At 71.4% G+C, this 15,327-nt stretch carries 17 protein-coding genes and 3 tRNA genes; 15 read left to right on the top strand and 5 right to left on the bottom strand.

Annotation, left to right across the window (positions count from 1 at the left end; genetic code table 11):
- Positions 1–2: 2 nt before the first annotated feature.
- The 4 genes from VG276_03695 to VG276_03680 all read right to left on the bottom strand — a co-directional run bounded on the left by VG276_03695 (position 3) and on the right by VG276_03680 (position 691).
- Positions 3–74: transfer RNA gene (locus tag VG276_03695), tRNA-Val, on the bottom strand.
- Positions 75–128: 54 nt separating this feature from the next.
- Positions 129–202: transfer RNA gene (locus VG276_03690), tRNA-Cys, on the bottom strand.
- Positions 203–257: 55 nt separating this feature from the next.
- A tRNA-Gly gene (locus tag VG276_03685) sits at positions 258–333 on the bottom strand.
- Positions 334–430: 97 nt separating this feature from the next.
- Complete coding sequence (locus tag VG276_03680) at positions 431–691, bottom strand: hypothetical protein (protein HEV8648506.1); 261 nt, start codon at positions 689–691, stop codon at positions 431–433.
- A gap of 12 nt (positions 692–703) precedes the next feature.
- On the opposite strand from VG276_03680, the gene VG276_03675 reads away from it, so the two are divergent.
- The 14 genes from VG276_03675 (at position 704) to VG276_03610 (ending at position 13,353) form a co-directional block, all read left to right on the top strand.
- A complete protein-coding gene (locus VG276_03675; protein ID HEV8648505.1) occupies positions 704–1,252 on the top strand; it encodes a sigma-70 family RNA polymerase sigma factor in 549 nt (182 codons plus the stop codon).
- Entirely contained in the window at positions 1,237–2,037 is an 801-nt protein-coding gene (locus tag VG276_03670; GenBank protein ID HEV8648504.1) for an anti-sigma factor, read from the top strand. Before VG276_03675 ends, VG276_03670 begins: the two co-directional genes overlap by 16 nt.
- Before the next feature lie 162 nt (positions 2,038–2,199).
- Positions 2,200–2,931, top strand: coding sequence for a HAMP domain-containing sensor histidine kinase (locus VG276_03665; protein HEV8648503.1), 732 nt, complete (start codon positions 2,200–2,202; stop codon positions 2,929–2,931).
- A complete protein-coding gene (locus tag VG276_03660) occupies positions 2,928–3,617 on the top strand; it encodes a response regulator transcription factor (protein HEV8648502.1) in 690 nt (229 codons plus the stop codon). Before VG276_03665 ends, VG276_03660 begins: the two co-directional genes overlap by 4 nt.
- 256 nt (positions 3,618–3,873) lie before the next feature.
- Positions 3,874–5,082 carry an HD domain-containing phosphohydrolase gene (locus VG276_03655; GenBank protein ID HEV8648501.1) on the top strand — a complete coding sequence of 403 codons (1,209 nt, stop codon included), beginning with the start codon at positions 3,874–3,876 and terminating at the stop codon, positions 5,080–5,082.
- 111 nt (positions 5,083–5,193) lie between these two features.
- Positions 5,194–5,406 carry a hypothetical protein gene (locus VG276_03650; GenBank protein HEV8648500.1) on the top strand — a complete coding sequence of 71 codons (213 nt, stop codon included), beginning with the start codon at positions 5,194–5,196 and terminating at the stop codon, positions 5,404–5,406.
- Positions 5,407–5,630: 224 nt separating this feature from the next.
- Complete coding sequence (locus VG276_03645; GenBank protein ID HEV8648499.1) at positions 5,631–5,852, top strand: Flp family type IVb pilin; 222 nt, start codon at positions 5,631–5,633, stop codon at positions 5,850–5,852.
- A gap of 162 nt (positions 5,853–6,014) precedes the next feature.
- The gene (locus tag VG276_03640) at positions 6,015–6,233 is read left to right on the top strand and encodes a Flp family type IVb pilin (GenBank protein ID HEV8648498.1); all 219 of its coding nucleotides are present in this window, start codon (positions 6,015–6,017) and stop codon (positions 6,231–6,233) included.
- Between the two features lie 75 nt (positions 6,234–6,308).
- On the top strand, positions 6,309–6,758 hold the full coding sequence (locus VG276_03635) for a TadE/TadG family type IV pilus assembly protein (GenBank protein ID HEV8648497.1): 450 nt from the start codon (positions 6,309–6,311) through the stop codon (positions 6,756–6,758).
- Between the two features lie 205 nt (positions 6,759–6,963).
- Complete coding sequence (gene cpaB, locus VG276_03630; GenBank protein HEV8648496.1) at positions 6,964–7,692, top strand: Flp pilus assembly protein CpaB; 729 nt, start codon at positions 6,964–6,966, stop codon at positions 7,690–7,692.
- 62 nt (positions 7,693–7,754) lie between these two features.
- Positions 7,755–8,963, top strand: coding sequence for a P-loop NTPase (locus VG276_03625; protein ID HEV8648495.1), 1,209 nt, complete (start codon positions 7,755–7,757; stop codon positions 8,961–8,963).
- Positions 8,964–9,014: 51 nt separating this feature from the next.
- Positions 9,015–10,418: a CpaF family protein gene (locus VG276_03620; protein HEV8648494.1), complete on the top strand. Its 1,404-nt coding sequence runs from the start codon at positions 9,015–9,017 to the stop codon at positions 10,416–10,418.
- Positions 10,415–12,412 (top strand): type II secretion system F family protein, encoded by a 1,998-nt coding sequence (locus VG276_03615; GenBank protein ID HEV8648493.1) that lies wholly within the window; start codon positions 10,415–10,417, stop codon positions 12,410–12,412. The genes VG276_03620 and VG276_03615 overlap by 4 nt, the downstream gene beginning before the upstream one ends.
- A gap of 5 nt (positions 12,413–12,417) precedes the next feature.
- Positions 12,418–13,353: a type II secretion system F family protein gene (locus VG276_03610; GenBank protein HEV8648492.1), complete on the top strand. Its 936-nt coding sequence runs from the start codon at positions 12,418–12,420 to the stop codon at positions 13,351–13,353.
- Between the two features lie 18 nt (positions 13,354–13,371).
- On the opposite strand, the gene VG276_03605 is transcribed toward VG276_03610, so the two are convergent.
- The gene (locus VG276_03605; GenBank protein HEV8648491.1) at positions 13,372–13,545 is read right to left on the bottom strand and encodes a hypothetical protein; all 174 of its coding nucleotides are present in this window, start codon (positions 13,543–13,545) and stop codon (positions 13,372–13,374) included.
- A 1,567-nt stretch (positions 13,546–15,112) separates the two neighbouring features.
- Between VG276_03605 and VG276_03600 the strand changes: the two genes are divergently transcribed.
- A partial coding sequence (locus VG276_03600; GenBank protein ID HEV8648490.1) for a cell division protein FtsZ occupies positions 15,113–15,327 on the top strand: 215 nt, incomplete at its 3' end.

The raw sequence follows: 15,327 nt of genomic DNA, 5'->3' as shown, positions 1-15,327 counted from the left end.
GGTGGGCGCGACAGGGTTTGAACCTGTGACCTCTTCCGTGTCAGGGAAGCGCTCTCCCGCTGAGCTACGCGCCCGTGCTGCCTGCCCGATCATACCGGTCCGGGAGGTGCCGGTACGAACTGGGTGGGTGGAGGCGGTGCCCGGAATTGAACCGGGGTAAAGGGTTTTGCAGACCCTTGCCTAACCACTCGGCCACACCGCCGTGCCGTCTCGGTCAAACGCCCCCCGGGGATCCCAGAGGGCGTCGGGCCGGAGGGTGGAGCGGATGACGGGACTCGAACCCGCGACCCTCACCTTGGCAAGGTGATGCTCTACCAACTGAGCCACATCCGCGAGAGGGCAGCACTATAGCAACGCAGCTCCGGACCGCTCAACCGATCATGCCACAGCCACGCCACTGCCGACCATGCCACGGCCGCGGAACTGCCGATCATGCCATGGCCGCGCCACTGCCGCGTTCGGGCCATTGCCCGGTCTTCGACGCCGGTGCTAGCGTCCATCCCGGATCGTCGGCGACCTGGCTGCGGCGTCGCCAAGGGACCGCGATCCACACCCGTCTGTCGAGCAGCGCGAGAGCGGCGATTCCGAGGGCGAAGCAATCCGACAAGCCCTGCCGCTCGAAGGCCACGTCGGAAGGATCTTTGAGCGCGTGCGAGGAGCCAAGGCGTACCGAGGTCTCCAAGACGGACAACTGGTAGCGCTCGTGGCCGAGAGGGACGCAGGAGCCCTCGAGGCTCTGTACAACCGCTACGGGAAGGTGGCCTACTCGCTCGCGCGCCGGATCGTGGCCGATGAGACGCTCGCCCAGGATGTGGTGCAAGAGGTGTTTCTTTCGCTCTGGCGTGATGCGCACCGGTTCGACGCCGCGCGGGGGACTGTGGCCACGTACCTGCTGTCCGTGACCCACCACCGCGCCGTGGACGTCGTCCGGCGGGAGGAGAGCCTGCGCCGGCGCCGCACCAGCGACGAGGCGCTCGAGTTCCAGCCCGACCCCAAGCCCGGGGTGGAGGCCGACGTGCTGGCGGCCGAGCGCCGCAGCGAGGTGCGCGCGGCACTGGCCACGCTGCCGGCCGCGCAACGCGAAGCGCTCCTCCTCGCCTATTTTGGTGGGTACACGCAGCGCGAGGTTGCGAGTCTGGTAGGGGTCCCTTTGGGGACCGTCAAGACGAGGATGGCGGCGGGGATGCGCAAGCTCAAGGACGCATTGAGCGAGCCCGGCCGTAAGGAGCAACGCCCGTGGACGAGGCGATGAGCCACGCCGAGTACGAGCAGCTCGCCGCTGGCTACGTCCTCGGAGCGCTCGAGCCCGACGACGAGCACCTCTTCCAGCGCCACCTGGAGGGCTGCGCGATCTGCGAGTCCAGCGTGCGCGAGCTCGAGGAGGTGGCCGGGGCGCTCGCCTACGCGGTGCCGCCGGTCGAGCCGCCCGCGACCCTGCGCGCCTCGATCCGGCGCAGGGTCGGCGCGACCGCCCGCCCCCGCGGGGTGGTCTCCTTCCGCCCCGGCGGGGCGGTCTCCCTCCGGCCGCGGACACGGCTGACCCTGGTCAGCCGCATCGCGGTGGCCGCCGGCATCCTCGCCCTGTTCGCGCTCGGCTTCTGGAACATGTCGCTGCGCAACCAGAACAGCCTCTACCAGCAGCGCGTCGCCGCCCTCGAGCAGGTCGGCCGGCTGGTCAGCGATCCCTCGACCCAGATGGTGCGGCTGGACGGCGACCCGGTCGAGCGTGGCGCCCGGGTGGTGGTGCTCGCCTCGTCGCTGCAGGACAAGGGCGCGCTGATCGTCGAGGGCCTGGCCGCCCCGCCGTCCGGGAAGGTGTACGAGCTGTGGGGCATCCCGAACGGGCAGGGTCTCGACAAGGCGATGCCCGCCACGGTGTTCCGCACATCCGGCAAGGGGGTCCAGCAACTCTTCTTCGAGCTGTCGATCCAGCCCAACATGATCTACGGGGTCACCGAGGAGCCGGGACCCAACGGCAGCCAGAAGCCGACGACGACGCCGATTCTGGTAGGTTCTTCTTCCACAACGCGGGCTTGATCGCTTCACGACCGAAGGCGACTATGCCGGAATTAGTCATCACGAGTAGTTCCCCCGCTGCCGGTTTGGAAGGCAGACTTCGTCTGTATGACAATCCCCTACCTATAGTGACCACCGGTGTCGGAACGTAGTGAGCGAGCCCATGCGGAGGGAAGAGCGCCTATGACGACCCCGAGCCAGACAACGGCTCCGTCGCTGCTGGGTCTCGAAGAGGACGGCAGGGACCTGTTCGGGCTCGCCGCGCACAAGCTCAACACACCGCTCGCGTGCATTCGCGGGTTCGTCTCCACGCTGCTGCAGCGGGGGAACCAGCTCGACGGCGAGACCGTGCAGCAGTTCCTCCAGCTCGTGCTGACCCAGACCGACCGCCTGCAGGGTCTCGTACGCGACTTCCTGCTGCTCGCCCGGGTCAACGGCGGTGTCGAGGCCCTGGCCCGCCCGTTCCGGCCCCGCGACCTGATGCTCACCCTGATCGACGACCTCGGCACCGAGGGTGTCCGGGTGCAGCCCGCCGGCGACGTGGACGCCGAGGTGGTCGGCGACGCGGAGCTGGTCCGCATGGCGCTGCGGCCGCTGGTCGAGAACGGCCTGGAGTACGGCCCGCGCCTGGGGATGGTCACGGTCACCGTCGGGGTCGGACCCGAGCGTACCCGCTGGGAGGTCCACGACGGTGGCTCCCGGCTCACCAGCGAGGCGGTCGACCAGCTGTTCCGCCCGTTCACCCGTTCCGACGAGCCGGTCGAGCGGCGCGGCTCCGGGGCCGGGCTCGGCCTCACCCTGGCCCGCAGCTACGCCGAGGTGCTCGAGGGCTCGGTCGGCGGCCGGGTCGACGAGCACGGCACGGTGTTCTGGCTCGAGGTCCCTGCTCCGGTCTACGAGGGGGCGCAGCGGTGACCGTTGACGCTGGCGACCGCAACGGCGCGGTGACCAGGGTGCTGGTGGTCGACGACCACTCGGTCACCCGCCACGGTGTCGTGCTGCTGTGCCGCAACGCCGAGGGTGTCGAGGTGATCGGGGAGGCGAGCGACGGCAACGAGGCGATCCAGCGCGTCAGCGAGCTGCTCCCGGACGTCGTGCTGATGGACGTGGACATGCCCAGGCGCGACGGCATCAGCGCGACCAGGCAGATCCGGCAGGACCACCCCTCGGTCGGGGTCGTGGTGCTCACCGTGCACGAGGACCAGGAGACGATCTTCGAGGCGATCAAGGCGGGCGCCTCCGGCTACCTGCCCAAGTCGGCGACGCTGGACGACATCCGCTCGGCCGTCAAGGCGGTCGCGGCCGGTGGCTCCTTCCTCGACCCGGTCCAGGCGCGCAAGCTCCTCCACCAGTTCAACCGCTACGCCGACGAGACCAAGGCCGCGGCCGACATCTACTACCTGCTGACCGGCCGCGAGCGCGAGATCCTCGCGCTGCTCGCCGAGGGCCTCACCAGCCGGCAGATCGCGAGCCAGCTGGTGATCTCCGAGCGAACGGTCAACACCCACATCGGCAACATCTACCGGAAGCTGCACGTCAACAACCGGGTCGACGCAGTCCGCGAGGCGATGCGCATCCGGCTGGTCGAGCCGCCCCGATGACGGCCAGGGCGTCGCCGGCTGCGGCGACGCCCTGCTCCGCAGAAGTTCGTAGCCCGCCGGGACCCGCGCCGCGATCCTAGGGAGAGCTTGAGAGGGGCGACGCCCCCTGCTCCGCAGAAGTTCGTAGCCCCGTTCACCAGTTCGGTGCATGGGAGTCACACGGACGCAGGCCGTAGCATCGCTCAGCGGACGCTTTCGGTGCCGGCCCCGGCGGCGACCGCGTTTGCTGCGGTTCTCTCGACCCGGGAGCATTCGCTTGCCAGCCCACGTGCTCGTCCTGGATGCGGCCAAGGGGATCGGCCCCTGGGCCCGTGACGCCCTGCACGACGCCGGGCTGGCCTGCGCCCTGGTGAAGGAGGAGATCGAGGCCAGGCGCAGCGTGGACGCGCAGTGGCCAGCCCTGGTGGTCGTGCCGATCGACGAGATCCGCACCTGGGCGCCGGTCCTCACCCGCCTGGCCGAGGGCCCCACCAGCGTCCCCGTGCTCGGGGTGGCCAGCCGGGACGCGTCCATCGACGTCACCCCTGCGCTCGCCGTGGGCGTCACCGACCTGCTGACCTACCCGTGCACGAGCGAGGACCTGATCGTGCGGGTGACCTCGTCGATGCGCGGGCGCCGGGTGCAGCGCGGGCCCGAGCGGATGGAACAGAGCTCCCCGCTGGCCGCCCTGCGCTCGGTCACCGAGGCGGCCGAAGAAGCCCTGCTGCGCACCGAGACGGCGGCCGCCCGGGTCAGCCGGGCCGAGGAGCGCGACCACCTCCGGCTGGCCCGCGAGTCCCTGTCCCACTCCCTGCAGGTCATCCTCGGCACGATGATCGGCAGCGCCGAGGCGAGCGGCCCCGGCCGGGAGGGTCACTCGCGCCGGGTCGCCTCGATCACCCGGGACCTGGCCACCGCGCTCGGCTGGCCGCCGGCGCGCGTGCGCGGGATCGAGATGGCGGCCCTGTTCCACGACATCGGCCTGCTCGCCCTGCCCAACGACCTGCTCGCAGTGCGCGGCCCGCTGGAGGATGACGCGCTCACGGTACTGCGCGGGCACGCCGACACCTCGGCCGACATCCTGGAGCCCCTGAGCCGGGTCGGCGTCCCGGTCGCCGCCGTGCGTGCCCATCACGAGCGCCTCGACGGCTCCGGCTACCCACGCGGGCTGCGCGGCAGGCAGATCCCCTTCGGCGCTCAGCTGCTCGCGGTGGCCGACACCTACGCGGCGGTGACGCGCCCGCGGCCGCACCGGCCGGCACGCTCGCCCGAGGACGGGCTCGGCCTGCTGCGCCAGGAGGCGGCCGCCGGGCGTCTGTCCGCGAAGCTCGCGGACCTCATGCACGAGCTCGTCGCCACCCAGGACCAGGCCGGCAAGGTGGGCGCTGGTGCCGAGGGCCCGGCCCGGGTCGTGGAGGATCGCGAGGCCCGCCGGGATGCCCCCCTCCTGACCCAGAGCACGGACGGTTTGGCGCTCTCGTTCTAACCAGAACTACATACGCCATCTGGTCGAGGCTCCTCATGGCCGTCGGTCCGGCCAACCTCTACCTTGCTCGCGGGCATGAGTCGCCGTCTGCCCGAGAGGAGCAAGCCGCTGTTGATAACCGGTCCCGAGCGCAGCCGGCTCCGTTTCCACACGCGAGGCTCCGCCGCCGAGCGCGGGCTCACATCCGTCGAGTACGCCCTCATGGCCGCCATCGTCGTGCTGCTCCTCGTCGGAGGCACCTACTACCTCTTCCAGAGTATCCAGGACCGCTTCGACCGTAATGAGAGCTGCGCCAGCGTCGCGTATCGGGGTGGGGGCTGCTGAGTGGCCGGGCCCTCCGTAGTTCTACCCATTCCCGGTGTGCACTTGTCGGGGTGGGCAGCCGCCCCGGCCATCTCTAGGTTCACCCTCGCCGACCTCCGCGAACCGGCCGGATCTTCCCCAAGCCCGGCCGGGCTCCCGCACCTCGACGGAGGATCGCATCCAAGGTTCCGCGGTCGCGTCCCCGGACGGCGCACCCTTGCCTCGTAGGAAGGAGGTGGAAGTAGATGCTTGAGCTGTCCATGATCCAGGCGTGGATCCGCGCCCGCTTCGGGGAGATGCAGGCTCGCGAGCAGGGCATCACGGCGGTGGAGTACGCGCTCATGGTGGCGGTGGTCGCGCTGCTCCTCGTTGTGGGGTTCTTCTTCCTGTTCACCAGGATCTCGACGAAGTTCAGCTCGGTCGGAAGCTGCGTCAGCAACTCGCCGGGTGTGACCACCGGCTGCTGAACGCGAGCGGTGTCGGCAGGACGGGCGCCCTGCCGGCACCGGCGTAGCGACGCAGGCGGATGCGGCGCTGTCGGGCGCCGCATCCCGGCCTGGCCCGGAAGGACTGGCGCCCATCCTGTCGGCTGCTGGGCAGTGATTTACCGACGAAAGGTCCCGGTCCCCATGTTCGTCCATGTCAGTACGAGCCTTCTGTACATCCGTGGTCTGCTTCGCGAGCTGGAAGCTCGCGAGCAGGGCATCACGGCGGTGGAGTACGCGCTCATGGTGGCGGTGGTCGCGCTGCTCCTGGTTGTCGGGTTCTTCTTCCTGTTCACCCAGATCCAGCAGCGGTTCTCGACCACCGCGTCGTGCGTGGACAACGCGCCCGCGACATGCCCGTGAGCCGGTTTGGTCCTGGGGGGACGAGAGTGCGATCCTCGTCCGTCTCCCGGTGCGGGTGAGAGGAGCACGAGCGGCATGAGGCGGGCCGGCGAGGGGCGGGAGGGCGAGCGTGGCGTCGCCGCCGTGGAGTTCGCCATCCTGCTTCCCCTGCTCGTCACCCTGCTGTTCGGCTTCATCCAGTTCGGCATCGCGTTCAACAACAAGATCCAGGCGACCAACGCCGCCCGCGAGGGCGCCCGGCTCGCGATCGTCGGCATCCAGGACTGGACGAACGTGAACAGCAGCGGCGAGTCGTTCTGGACGATCGTCCAGGACCGTTCCGGCACCAGCGGGCTCACCGGTTGCAACGTCACCAGCACCAACAACGTCGGCGGCACCCTCACCGTGGAGTTCAGCTACCCGGTGGACATCGTCATCCCCTTCGTCCCCCTGCCATCGAGCTTCTCCACCGGCCAGGCCAGGGCGGAGATGCGGATCGAGCAGGTCTCCGTCCTACCCCTGCCCACGCCGGGAGCCTGCACGTGACGCCCCCCGGCCTCGACGCGGCCCGGCGTGCACGGCACGCACCAGGGCGTCACCACGGCACCACCGCCTTCCTGCATCCCGCGGGCACCGACTCGGTATCAGCAGGTCCGGTCAGGCGGCCAAGGATCCAGCAGCCGCAAGGTCCTCCATGACCCCCTGACCGAGTGGGCCGGGCGGCTCGCCTCCCGGCAGGAGAGCAACCGAGATGCAGAACAGACTCCTGGCCATCGTCGTCGCCATCGTCCTCGCCATCGTCGCAGCGATGGCGCTGGTGATCTACGCCAACAGCGCCGACCGGCGAGCGATCAACGAGCAGGCGCCTGTCCAGGTCTGGGTGGCCGCCCAGGAGATCAAGCAGGGGGAGAGCCTCGACGCGGCGTTCCGCGCGGCCAAGTTCAGGCCCGCCGACTACCCGCGCCGGCTCGTCGCCAAGGACGCGGTCCGGTCCCTCAACCAGCTGTCCGGCCGGGTGGCCGCGGTCGACATCATGCAGGGCGAGCTGCTCCTCGAGAGCAGATGGGTGAACCAGGAGGAGATCGAGGGGCAGAACCTGCTCACCATCAAGGCGGGCCACCAGGCCGTGTCGATCCAGGTCGACGCGACCAGGCAGGTGTCCGGGCTCGTCAGCGTCAACAACCGCGTCAACGTCTACGTGACCATCAGCCAGGCCGACGGCGTCAAGAGCAAGCTCCTGCTGCCCAACCTCAAGGTCCTCGCCGTGGGCACCACCACCATCCAGCAGGGAACCGGGACGGGCCAGCAGGCCAACCGGAACGGCAACCTGTCGACGCTCACCCTCGAGGTGCGCGACAGGGACGTGCCCCGGGTGGTCTTCGCCGCCGAGAACGGCCGGATCTACCTCACCCTGGTCCCGCCGGGTGGGACGGCCCCGCCGCCGGGTGAAGCGAGGAACGTCGGCAACCTGTTCAACTGACCCGAGCCGAGCGCAGCGAGGACTGACCCGAGCCGAGCGCAGCAAGCAGTAGGAGCATCGCCATGGCCATCATCATCGCCGAGTCAGAGGACGGGTACGCGACCTGGCTGGCCAGCACCCTGGCCGGGCTGACCGACCGGGTCATCCGCACCGCCAGCCCTGACGAGGCCATGGCCGCCCTCGCCGCCGAGGGTCGCGACGTGCTCGGCATGATCATCGGGCCGGACCTCGACGACAAGGACGCCCTCGCCCTCGCCGGCATGACCCAGCAGGGTGCGCCCGACGTGTCGGTCCTGCTCATCCGGTACCACGACTCCTCCGACCTGTTCCGGGCCGCGCTGCGGTACGGGGTCAAGGACGTGATCACCGAGCCGGGGGACGAGGACGCGGTGCGTGCGGCGGCTGCCCGCGCCCTGGAGATCGCGCGGGCGCTGCGCGGCCGGCTGGCCGGCGGCGTGCCCGCCGGCGCCGAGGCGGGCGGCGCCGAACCGCCCGGCAAGGTCATCACCGTGTTCAGCTCCAAGGGCGGCTGCGGCAAGACCTTCCTGGCCACCAACCTCGCCTTCGCGCTGGCAGCCACGGGTGGCGAGGTGGCCCTGGTCGACCTCGACCTGCACTTCGGCGACGTCGCCATCATGCTGCAGCTCTTCCCGGCCCACACGATCCAGGACGCCGCCAGCACCAACGGCCTCGACACGATGGCGCTGAAGTCGCTGCTCACCCACCACCGGCAGGGGATCTGGGCGCTGCTGGCGCCGACCGAGCCGACGGTGGCCGACACGATCAGCCCGCAGGCGGTCTCGTCGATCCTCCAGACGCTGCGCACCGACTTCGACTACGTCGTCATCGACACCCCGGCCGCCTTCTCCGACCAGGTGCTCGCCGCCTTCGACGAGTCCGACGCGATCGCCATGCTCGCCAGCCTCGACGTGCCCAGCATCAAGAACCTCAAGCTGGCCCTGCAGACCATGGAGCTGCTCCACTTCCCCCGCAACCGGCTGCGGGTCGTGGTCAACCGGGCCGACTCCAGGGTCGGCCTGCGCCTGGCCGACGTGGAGAAGATCCTCGGCGCGCCGGTCGACGCGACCATCCCCTCGTCCCGCTCGGTGCCGCTCTCGGTCAACAAGGGCCACCCCATCATCCTCGAGGACCCCAAGGACCAGGTGAGCGACTCCATCCGCCGGATCGCGGCCCAGTTCTCCGCGGGCGGCCCGCGGGCCTCGCGCGCCGGCAGGGGCAAGCAGCGCCGGTCGCTCTTCTCGCGACCCTAGAGAACCACCCAGGCCGCCGACGGCCGACCGAACGCCAAGGAGCTCGACGCGATGTCCTCACTCCACGAGCGGCTTGCCCGCGCCAGGTCGGACGGGGTGCTGCCGTCGGGCCTGCCCGAAGAGCCGGAGAGCCGCCGGCCCCATCGGGCCAGGCCCGACCCGTTCGCCGAGCTGCGCCAGAAGGTGCACCGCTCGCTGGTCGAGGCCCTGGGGCCGCGCCTGTACGACTCCAACTTCGGCGCCGAGCAGCTCCGGGTCAAGGTCCAGGAGACGCTCGCGCAGGCCATGGAGGAGGAGCAGACCCCGCTCACGCGGGAGGAGCGCCAGCGCGTCGTCGCCGAGATCGGCGACGACGTGCTGGGCTTCGGGCCGATCGAGCCGTTCCTGCGCGACCCGACCGTCACCGAGATCATGGTCAACGCACCCGACAGCATCTACGTCGAGCGCGAAGGCAGGCTCTACCCGACCGAGGGCCGCTTCGTCGACGAGACCCACCTGCGCCGTGTGATCGACAAGATCGTCGGCCTGGTGGGGCGCCGGATCGACGAGAGCTCGCCCTACGTCGACGCCCGGCTGCCCGACGGCTCGCGCCTCAACGCGGTGATCCCGCCGCTCTGCGTCGGCGGCGGCCCCTACCTGACCGTCCGGAAGTTCTCGCCCGACCCCTACCAGACCGAGGACCTGATCACGTTCGGGACCATCTCGAGCAAGCTGTCGCGGCTGCTCGACGCGGCGGTCCAGGGACGGCTCAACATCCTCGTCTCGGGCGGGACCGGCGCCGGCAAGACGACCACCCTCAACGTGCTGTCGTCCTACATCCCGTCCGGCGAGCGGATCATCACCATCGAGGACGCCGCCGAGCTGCAGCTCCGCCAGCCCCACTGGCTGCGGCTGGAGTACCGGCCGCCCAACATCGAGGGCCGGGGCGAGGTCAGCATCCGCGACCTGGTCCGCAACGCCCTGCGCATGCGCCCCGACCGGATCGTGGTCGGCGAGGTCCGCGGCGGCGAGACCCTGGACATGCTGCAGGCCATGAACACCGGCCACGACGGCTCCCTCACCACGGTGCACGCCAACTCGCCCCGCGACTCGCTCTCCCGGCTCGAGACCATGGTGCTCATGGCCGGGGTCGACATGCCCATGCGGGCCATCCGCGAGCAGATCTCCTCCGCCATCCACCTGGTGGTGCACCAGGCCCGGATGAAGGACGGCACCCGCCGGGTGACCCACGTGACCGAGATCGTCGGCATGGAGGGCGACGTCATCACCCTGCAGGACCTCTACATGTTCGACTACCGGGCCGGCATCGACCAGAACGGCAGCTTCCGTGGCGTCATCCAGCCGACCGGCCTGCGCCCGACCTTCGTGGACCGCCTCCTCGACCAGGGCATCCGTCTCGACCCGGACCTCTTCCTGCACGAGCCGGGCATCATCCCCATGGCCACGCGCCGATGAGGAGGCTCGCCCCACCGGCCGCGGCGGCGCTGCTGCCCTTGCCGGCCGCGGCGGCGCTGCTCCTGCCGGCCGCGGCGGCGCTGCTGCTGCCGATCGTCTGGGCCGTCCCGGCCGCGGCCCAGCAGGGCGGGCTGCAGGTCGCGGTGACCGACCTCAAGCCCAACGGCCCCACCTCGGCGCGGGTCACCGTGTCGGTGTCCGGGTCCGGCGTCGAGAGCATCCAGCTCCCTGCCGGCGCGTTCACGGCCACCCTTGCCCGCCAGCCGGCCGAGGTCACCAGGGTCATCGCACCCGACGCGGCCAGGACTCAGGTCTCGGTGCTGCTGGTGATCGACACGAGCGGCAGCATGGACCAAGGCGGCAACATCGGCCTGGCCAAGGCGGCGGCCAGCCAGTTCGTGGACCAGCTCCGGTCCGGCGGGCGGGTCGGGGTGCTCCGGTTCTCGGACAAGATCCAGCTGGTCAGCCGGTTGACCCAGGACAAGGGCGCCGCCAAGGCGAGCATCGCCGGGCTCCAGGCCAAGGGCGAGACCGCGCTCTACGACGCGGTCGTGGCCGGCGCCCGCGAGCTCGGCAAGGCGCCCGGCCAGCGCGTGATCGTGCTGCTGTCCGACGGCGAGGACACCACCAAACGACCCATCAGGGAGGCGATCAACGCCGCCAGGGGGAACAAGGTCGCCATCTACTCGATCGGGCTGGCCAGCGACGGCGCGACGGCGCCGGCAGCGGCGCTCCGCTCGCTGGCCACGCAGACCGGGGGACGCTTCGTCTCGGCCGAGGGCGCGCAGCTCTCCGCCCTCTACACCAGGCTCGGCAAGGCGCTGTACTCCCAGTACGTGGTCGACATCGAGGTGCCGCCCGGCACCCCGAGCGGGAGCGAGGTCGTCGTGACGGTGGCCGCGGGCGGTCTCCGGGCGTCGTCGGAGGGGCGCGCCCTGCTGCTCGATGCGCCGGCCACCACCCGGCCCGCCGCCCTGGACCGGCCGGTCCCGGGGCTGAGCAGGCTCGAGACCAGGCAGGGGCTGTACGCGGTCGTGGCGCTCATGTTCGTGGCCATCCTCCTGCTCGCCTACGCACTCATGGCGACCCCGCCCGGCAGCGGCAAGAGCTACCGCGAGCTGCGCCAGCGCCTGTCACAGTACTCGCTCACGCCGGCCATCGACGAGGGCCCGCCGCCGAGCCCGTTCGGCTCGAGCGACCTGCTCGGCAGGGTCACCGACCTGGCCGAGGCCCTGGTGAAGCGGGGCAACCTCGAGGAGGCCTTCCTCACCCGGATCGAGCTGGCCGGCCTCAAGCTGCGGGTGGCCGAGTTCGTGCTCATCTCGCTCGCCTCGACCTTCGGCGTGCCGCTGCTGCTCCTGCTGCTCACCCGGAACCTGTACATCACCATCATCGGCGTCATGATCGGGGTGCTCGCGCCATTCGTGTTCCTCGTCGTCAAGGCCAGCCGCCGCCAGGCGAAGTTCGACGAGCAGCTCCCCGACACCCTCCAGCTCCTCGGAGGCGCCCTCCAGGCCGGGCACAGCCTGCTTCAGGCCGTCGACACGGTCGTCAAGGAGGCCGAGGAGCCGATGTCGGTAGAATTCCAGCGGGTGCTCACCGAGGCGCGGCTCGGGATGCCGCTCGAGGAGGCGCTCGATGGTGTGGCCAAGCGCATGAACAGCCAGGACTTCGCGTGGACGGTCATGGCGGTGAGCTTGCAGCGGCAGATCGGCGGCAACCTGGCCGAGCTGCTCAACACCGTCGCCCAGACCATCCGGGAGCGCTATTCCCTCAAGCGCCAGATCCGTGCACTCTCTGCTGAAGGCCGGCTCTCGAGCATCATCCTGTCGATCCTGCCGTTCCTGATGTTCGCCGTGCTCCTGATGTTCAACCCTACGTTCCTGGCCCCGCTCTATACGACGCCTCTCGGATTGGCCATGCTGTCGGCTTCCGCGGTCCTGATGATCGTCGGCATCCTCTGGATGAAGAAGATCACCGACATCGAGGTGTAGTTGCCATGTCAGCCATCGTGCTCGTCGCTGGCGCCGTCGCCTTGGCCGGAGCCGTGTTCGCGGCGCTGTTCTCGGTCCAGTCGCTGATCGTCGAGCGCCGCCAGGCCTACCGGACGATCAGGGCGCTGCGCTCGATCGACCTCAGGCCGACCGACATCCGCAACCGCGAGCTGGCCGAGCCGGCCAGGGACCGCGTCTGGTACCCGCTCTACCGGACCGCGCTCGCGCTCGGGCGCCGCCTCACGCCGGTCGGTGCGCGCCAGAACATCCAGCGTAAGCTGCTCATGGCCGGCAGCCCGATCGACTGGGACGCCGACCGCGTGCTCGCGTCCAAGGTCGGCGGGCTCGCCGCCGGCGCCCTGGCCGGCGTGCTGCTCGTGGTCGGCATGCCCTTGCCCTGGGGCATGCTCGTGGTCGGCTTCCTCGCCCTGTGCCTGCTCGGGTACTTCATGCCGAACATCGTCCTGACGAACAAGATCCAGCGCCGCCAGGCGCAGGTCCGGCGGGCTTTGCCCGACTCGATCGACCTGCTCACCATCAGCGTCGAGGCTGGTCTCGGGTTCGACGCGGCGCTCGCGCACGTCTCGAGGAACACGACCGGCCCGCTGGCCGACGAGTTCTACCGCACGCTGCAGGAGGTGCAGCTCGGCCGGACCCGCAGCGAGGCCATGCGCAACCTCGCTGACCGGTCGACCGTGCCCGAGCTCTCGACGTTCGTCCTCGCAATGGTGCAGGCTGACGTCTTCGGCATCTCCGTGGCCAACGTGCTCCGCATCCAGTCGCGGGAGATGCGCAAGAAGCGGCGTCAGCTGGCGGAGGAGCGGGCCATGAAGGTGCCGATCAAAGTGCTGTTCCCGGTCCTGTTCTGCATCTTCCCGGCGCTGTTCGTCGTCATCCTCGGTCCGGCCATCATGCGCATCGCAGAAGCCTTCTCCCGGTAGGAACGTGCCCGTGCCTCGTCATGTCGTCCTCCTGTCACGCGACACCTCGCTCGCGGTCGCGCTGCGGACCCTGCTCGACCAGGCCGACATGGTCACCGTGGTGGACTCGCCGGCCGCCTGGTCGTCGATCCCCGGCCGGCCCGTCGACGCCGTGGTGGTCGACTCGCCCCCGGCGCGCCGCTCCGCCATCATCGGCGAGGTCCGCTACCGGTTCACCGGTCCGCTGATCGTGCTGCTCGGGCAGAAGGACGACCCGAAGGACCTGCCCCGCGACGCGAGCCTCGCGGTCGTGAAGCGCCCCTTCGCGATGATGGAGCTCTGGGGCGTCCTGACCGGCAGGACGGCCGATCCCGCTCGGCCCCCCTCGAGGTGGCGGCCCAGGTCCCTGAGCAACCGGCCCCGCCAGGCACCCGCCCCTCGCCAGGCGCCCTCCTCTGGCCAGGCACCCGCCTCTCGCCAGGCGCCCTCCTCTGGCCAGGCGCCCGCCTCTCGCCAGGCGCCCTCCTCTGGCCAGCCACCCGCCCCTCGCCAGGCGCCGCCTCCGGCCGCCGCGCCAGGCGGCCGGCCGCCGGCTGCTCCGCCCCCCCGATCGGGAGGCGGACCGCCCAAGCCCGCCGGCCCACCCAGGGCGCCGTCGCCGGCACCGCGGGGTGGCCAGGCGCCGGTGCCTCCCGCACCGCCCCCGGTCAGACCCGGGAGCGGAGCGTCACCAGGAGGCCCGGCCCGGCCCAGGGTCCCCGCGCCACCCGGACCGGGTAGGGAGCCGGGAGCCCCCGCGGCCCGCGGCCCCTCCGCTCCGGGCTCCGGCCGGCCCGGCAGCCCCACCCGCCCAGGCATCCCACGCCGACCCGCCATGGGTGAAAGTCCGGCCGGGCCTGGGGTTCCTAGGCCGGCCGGGCCTGGGGTTCCCGGGCCCACCGGGCCTGGGGTTCCCGAGCCGGCCGAGCCTGGTGGTGGTGGTGCGGCCGAGCCTGGTGGTGGGCCCGCCGGGCCTGGGGGTGGTGGGCCGACCGAGCCCAGGGGTGGCTCGACCGGGCTCAGGGGTGGCGAGCGGCCGGGGGGGCCCGGCCGCCCAAGCACCGGTGCGCCAGCGTCCGGGGGACCGCCGGTCGCCCCCGGCGACCGGCCTGCCCCGCCGGCGGGCCGGCCTGCCCCGGCGCCATCTGGGGTTCCGAGCGGTGCATCCATGACTCCGGGCGCCCCTTCGGGCTCCGGGGCCGTGCGCGCGGTCCCAGGCCAGACGCGACCGGTCACGGATACCCGGCCGGCGGGTTGGTCCTCACCACCCCGAGGCACCAGCGGCCCGCCGGCCGGGGGCGGCTGGCCTGGTGCTGCAAGCCCGGCCGGAGCTCCGGCCACGGAGCCGCCCGACGACGCCTCGAAGCGGCGACCCAAGGTCCGCCGCTTCACGCGCGGCTTCGGCCGCCTGCTTGGCGGGGGACGCGAAGCCTCCGGCCCCGCTCCCACGGCGACAGGATCTGAGGATCTCGCTCCCACCCAGCCGGCTCTCGAGGGCGACCGGCCACCGGCACCCACCACTTCCTGGTTCGAGGCTGCCGACCAGTCCCGTCCGGCAGCGCCTGCGTCTCCCGGAGCAGAGTCGGCGCGCCACGGCCCGGTTGCCCGGGAACCGCGGAAAGCTGCCGACCAGCCTTCCCGGCCTGGAACAACGGCGCCTGCTCCTGGCGTCGGCTCGGCGGCCGCCCCGGAGGCCGCCGGGCCGACCCCCACCTCGGCGACCGCACCACCCAGCGCCGAGGTGGGGAAGGCCGAGCCCACTTCCACCGGAGCTGCGGCCGAGACGCCGGCCGCGGTCGCGCCGCCCGCCGCGGAGGTGGGGGAGGCCAGGCCGGGTTCGCCCGGGAAGGCGACCGAGGCGCCAACCCCGGTCCCACCGGTCGCTGCCACTCCCGCCACCACGCCCACGGCGGAGCAGGCGCCGCGTGTCGAGCGGCCGGCCACCCCTGAGCGGCC

It is taken from the genome of Actinomycetes bacterium (assembly GCA_036000965.1).
Taxonomy (GTDB): Bacteria; Actinomycetota; CALGFH01; order CALGFH01; family CALGFH01; genus DASYUT01.
This window is presented reverse-complemented; position numbering and strand designations above follow the sequence as displayed.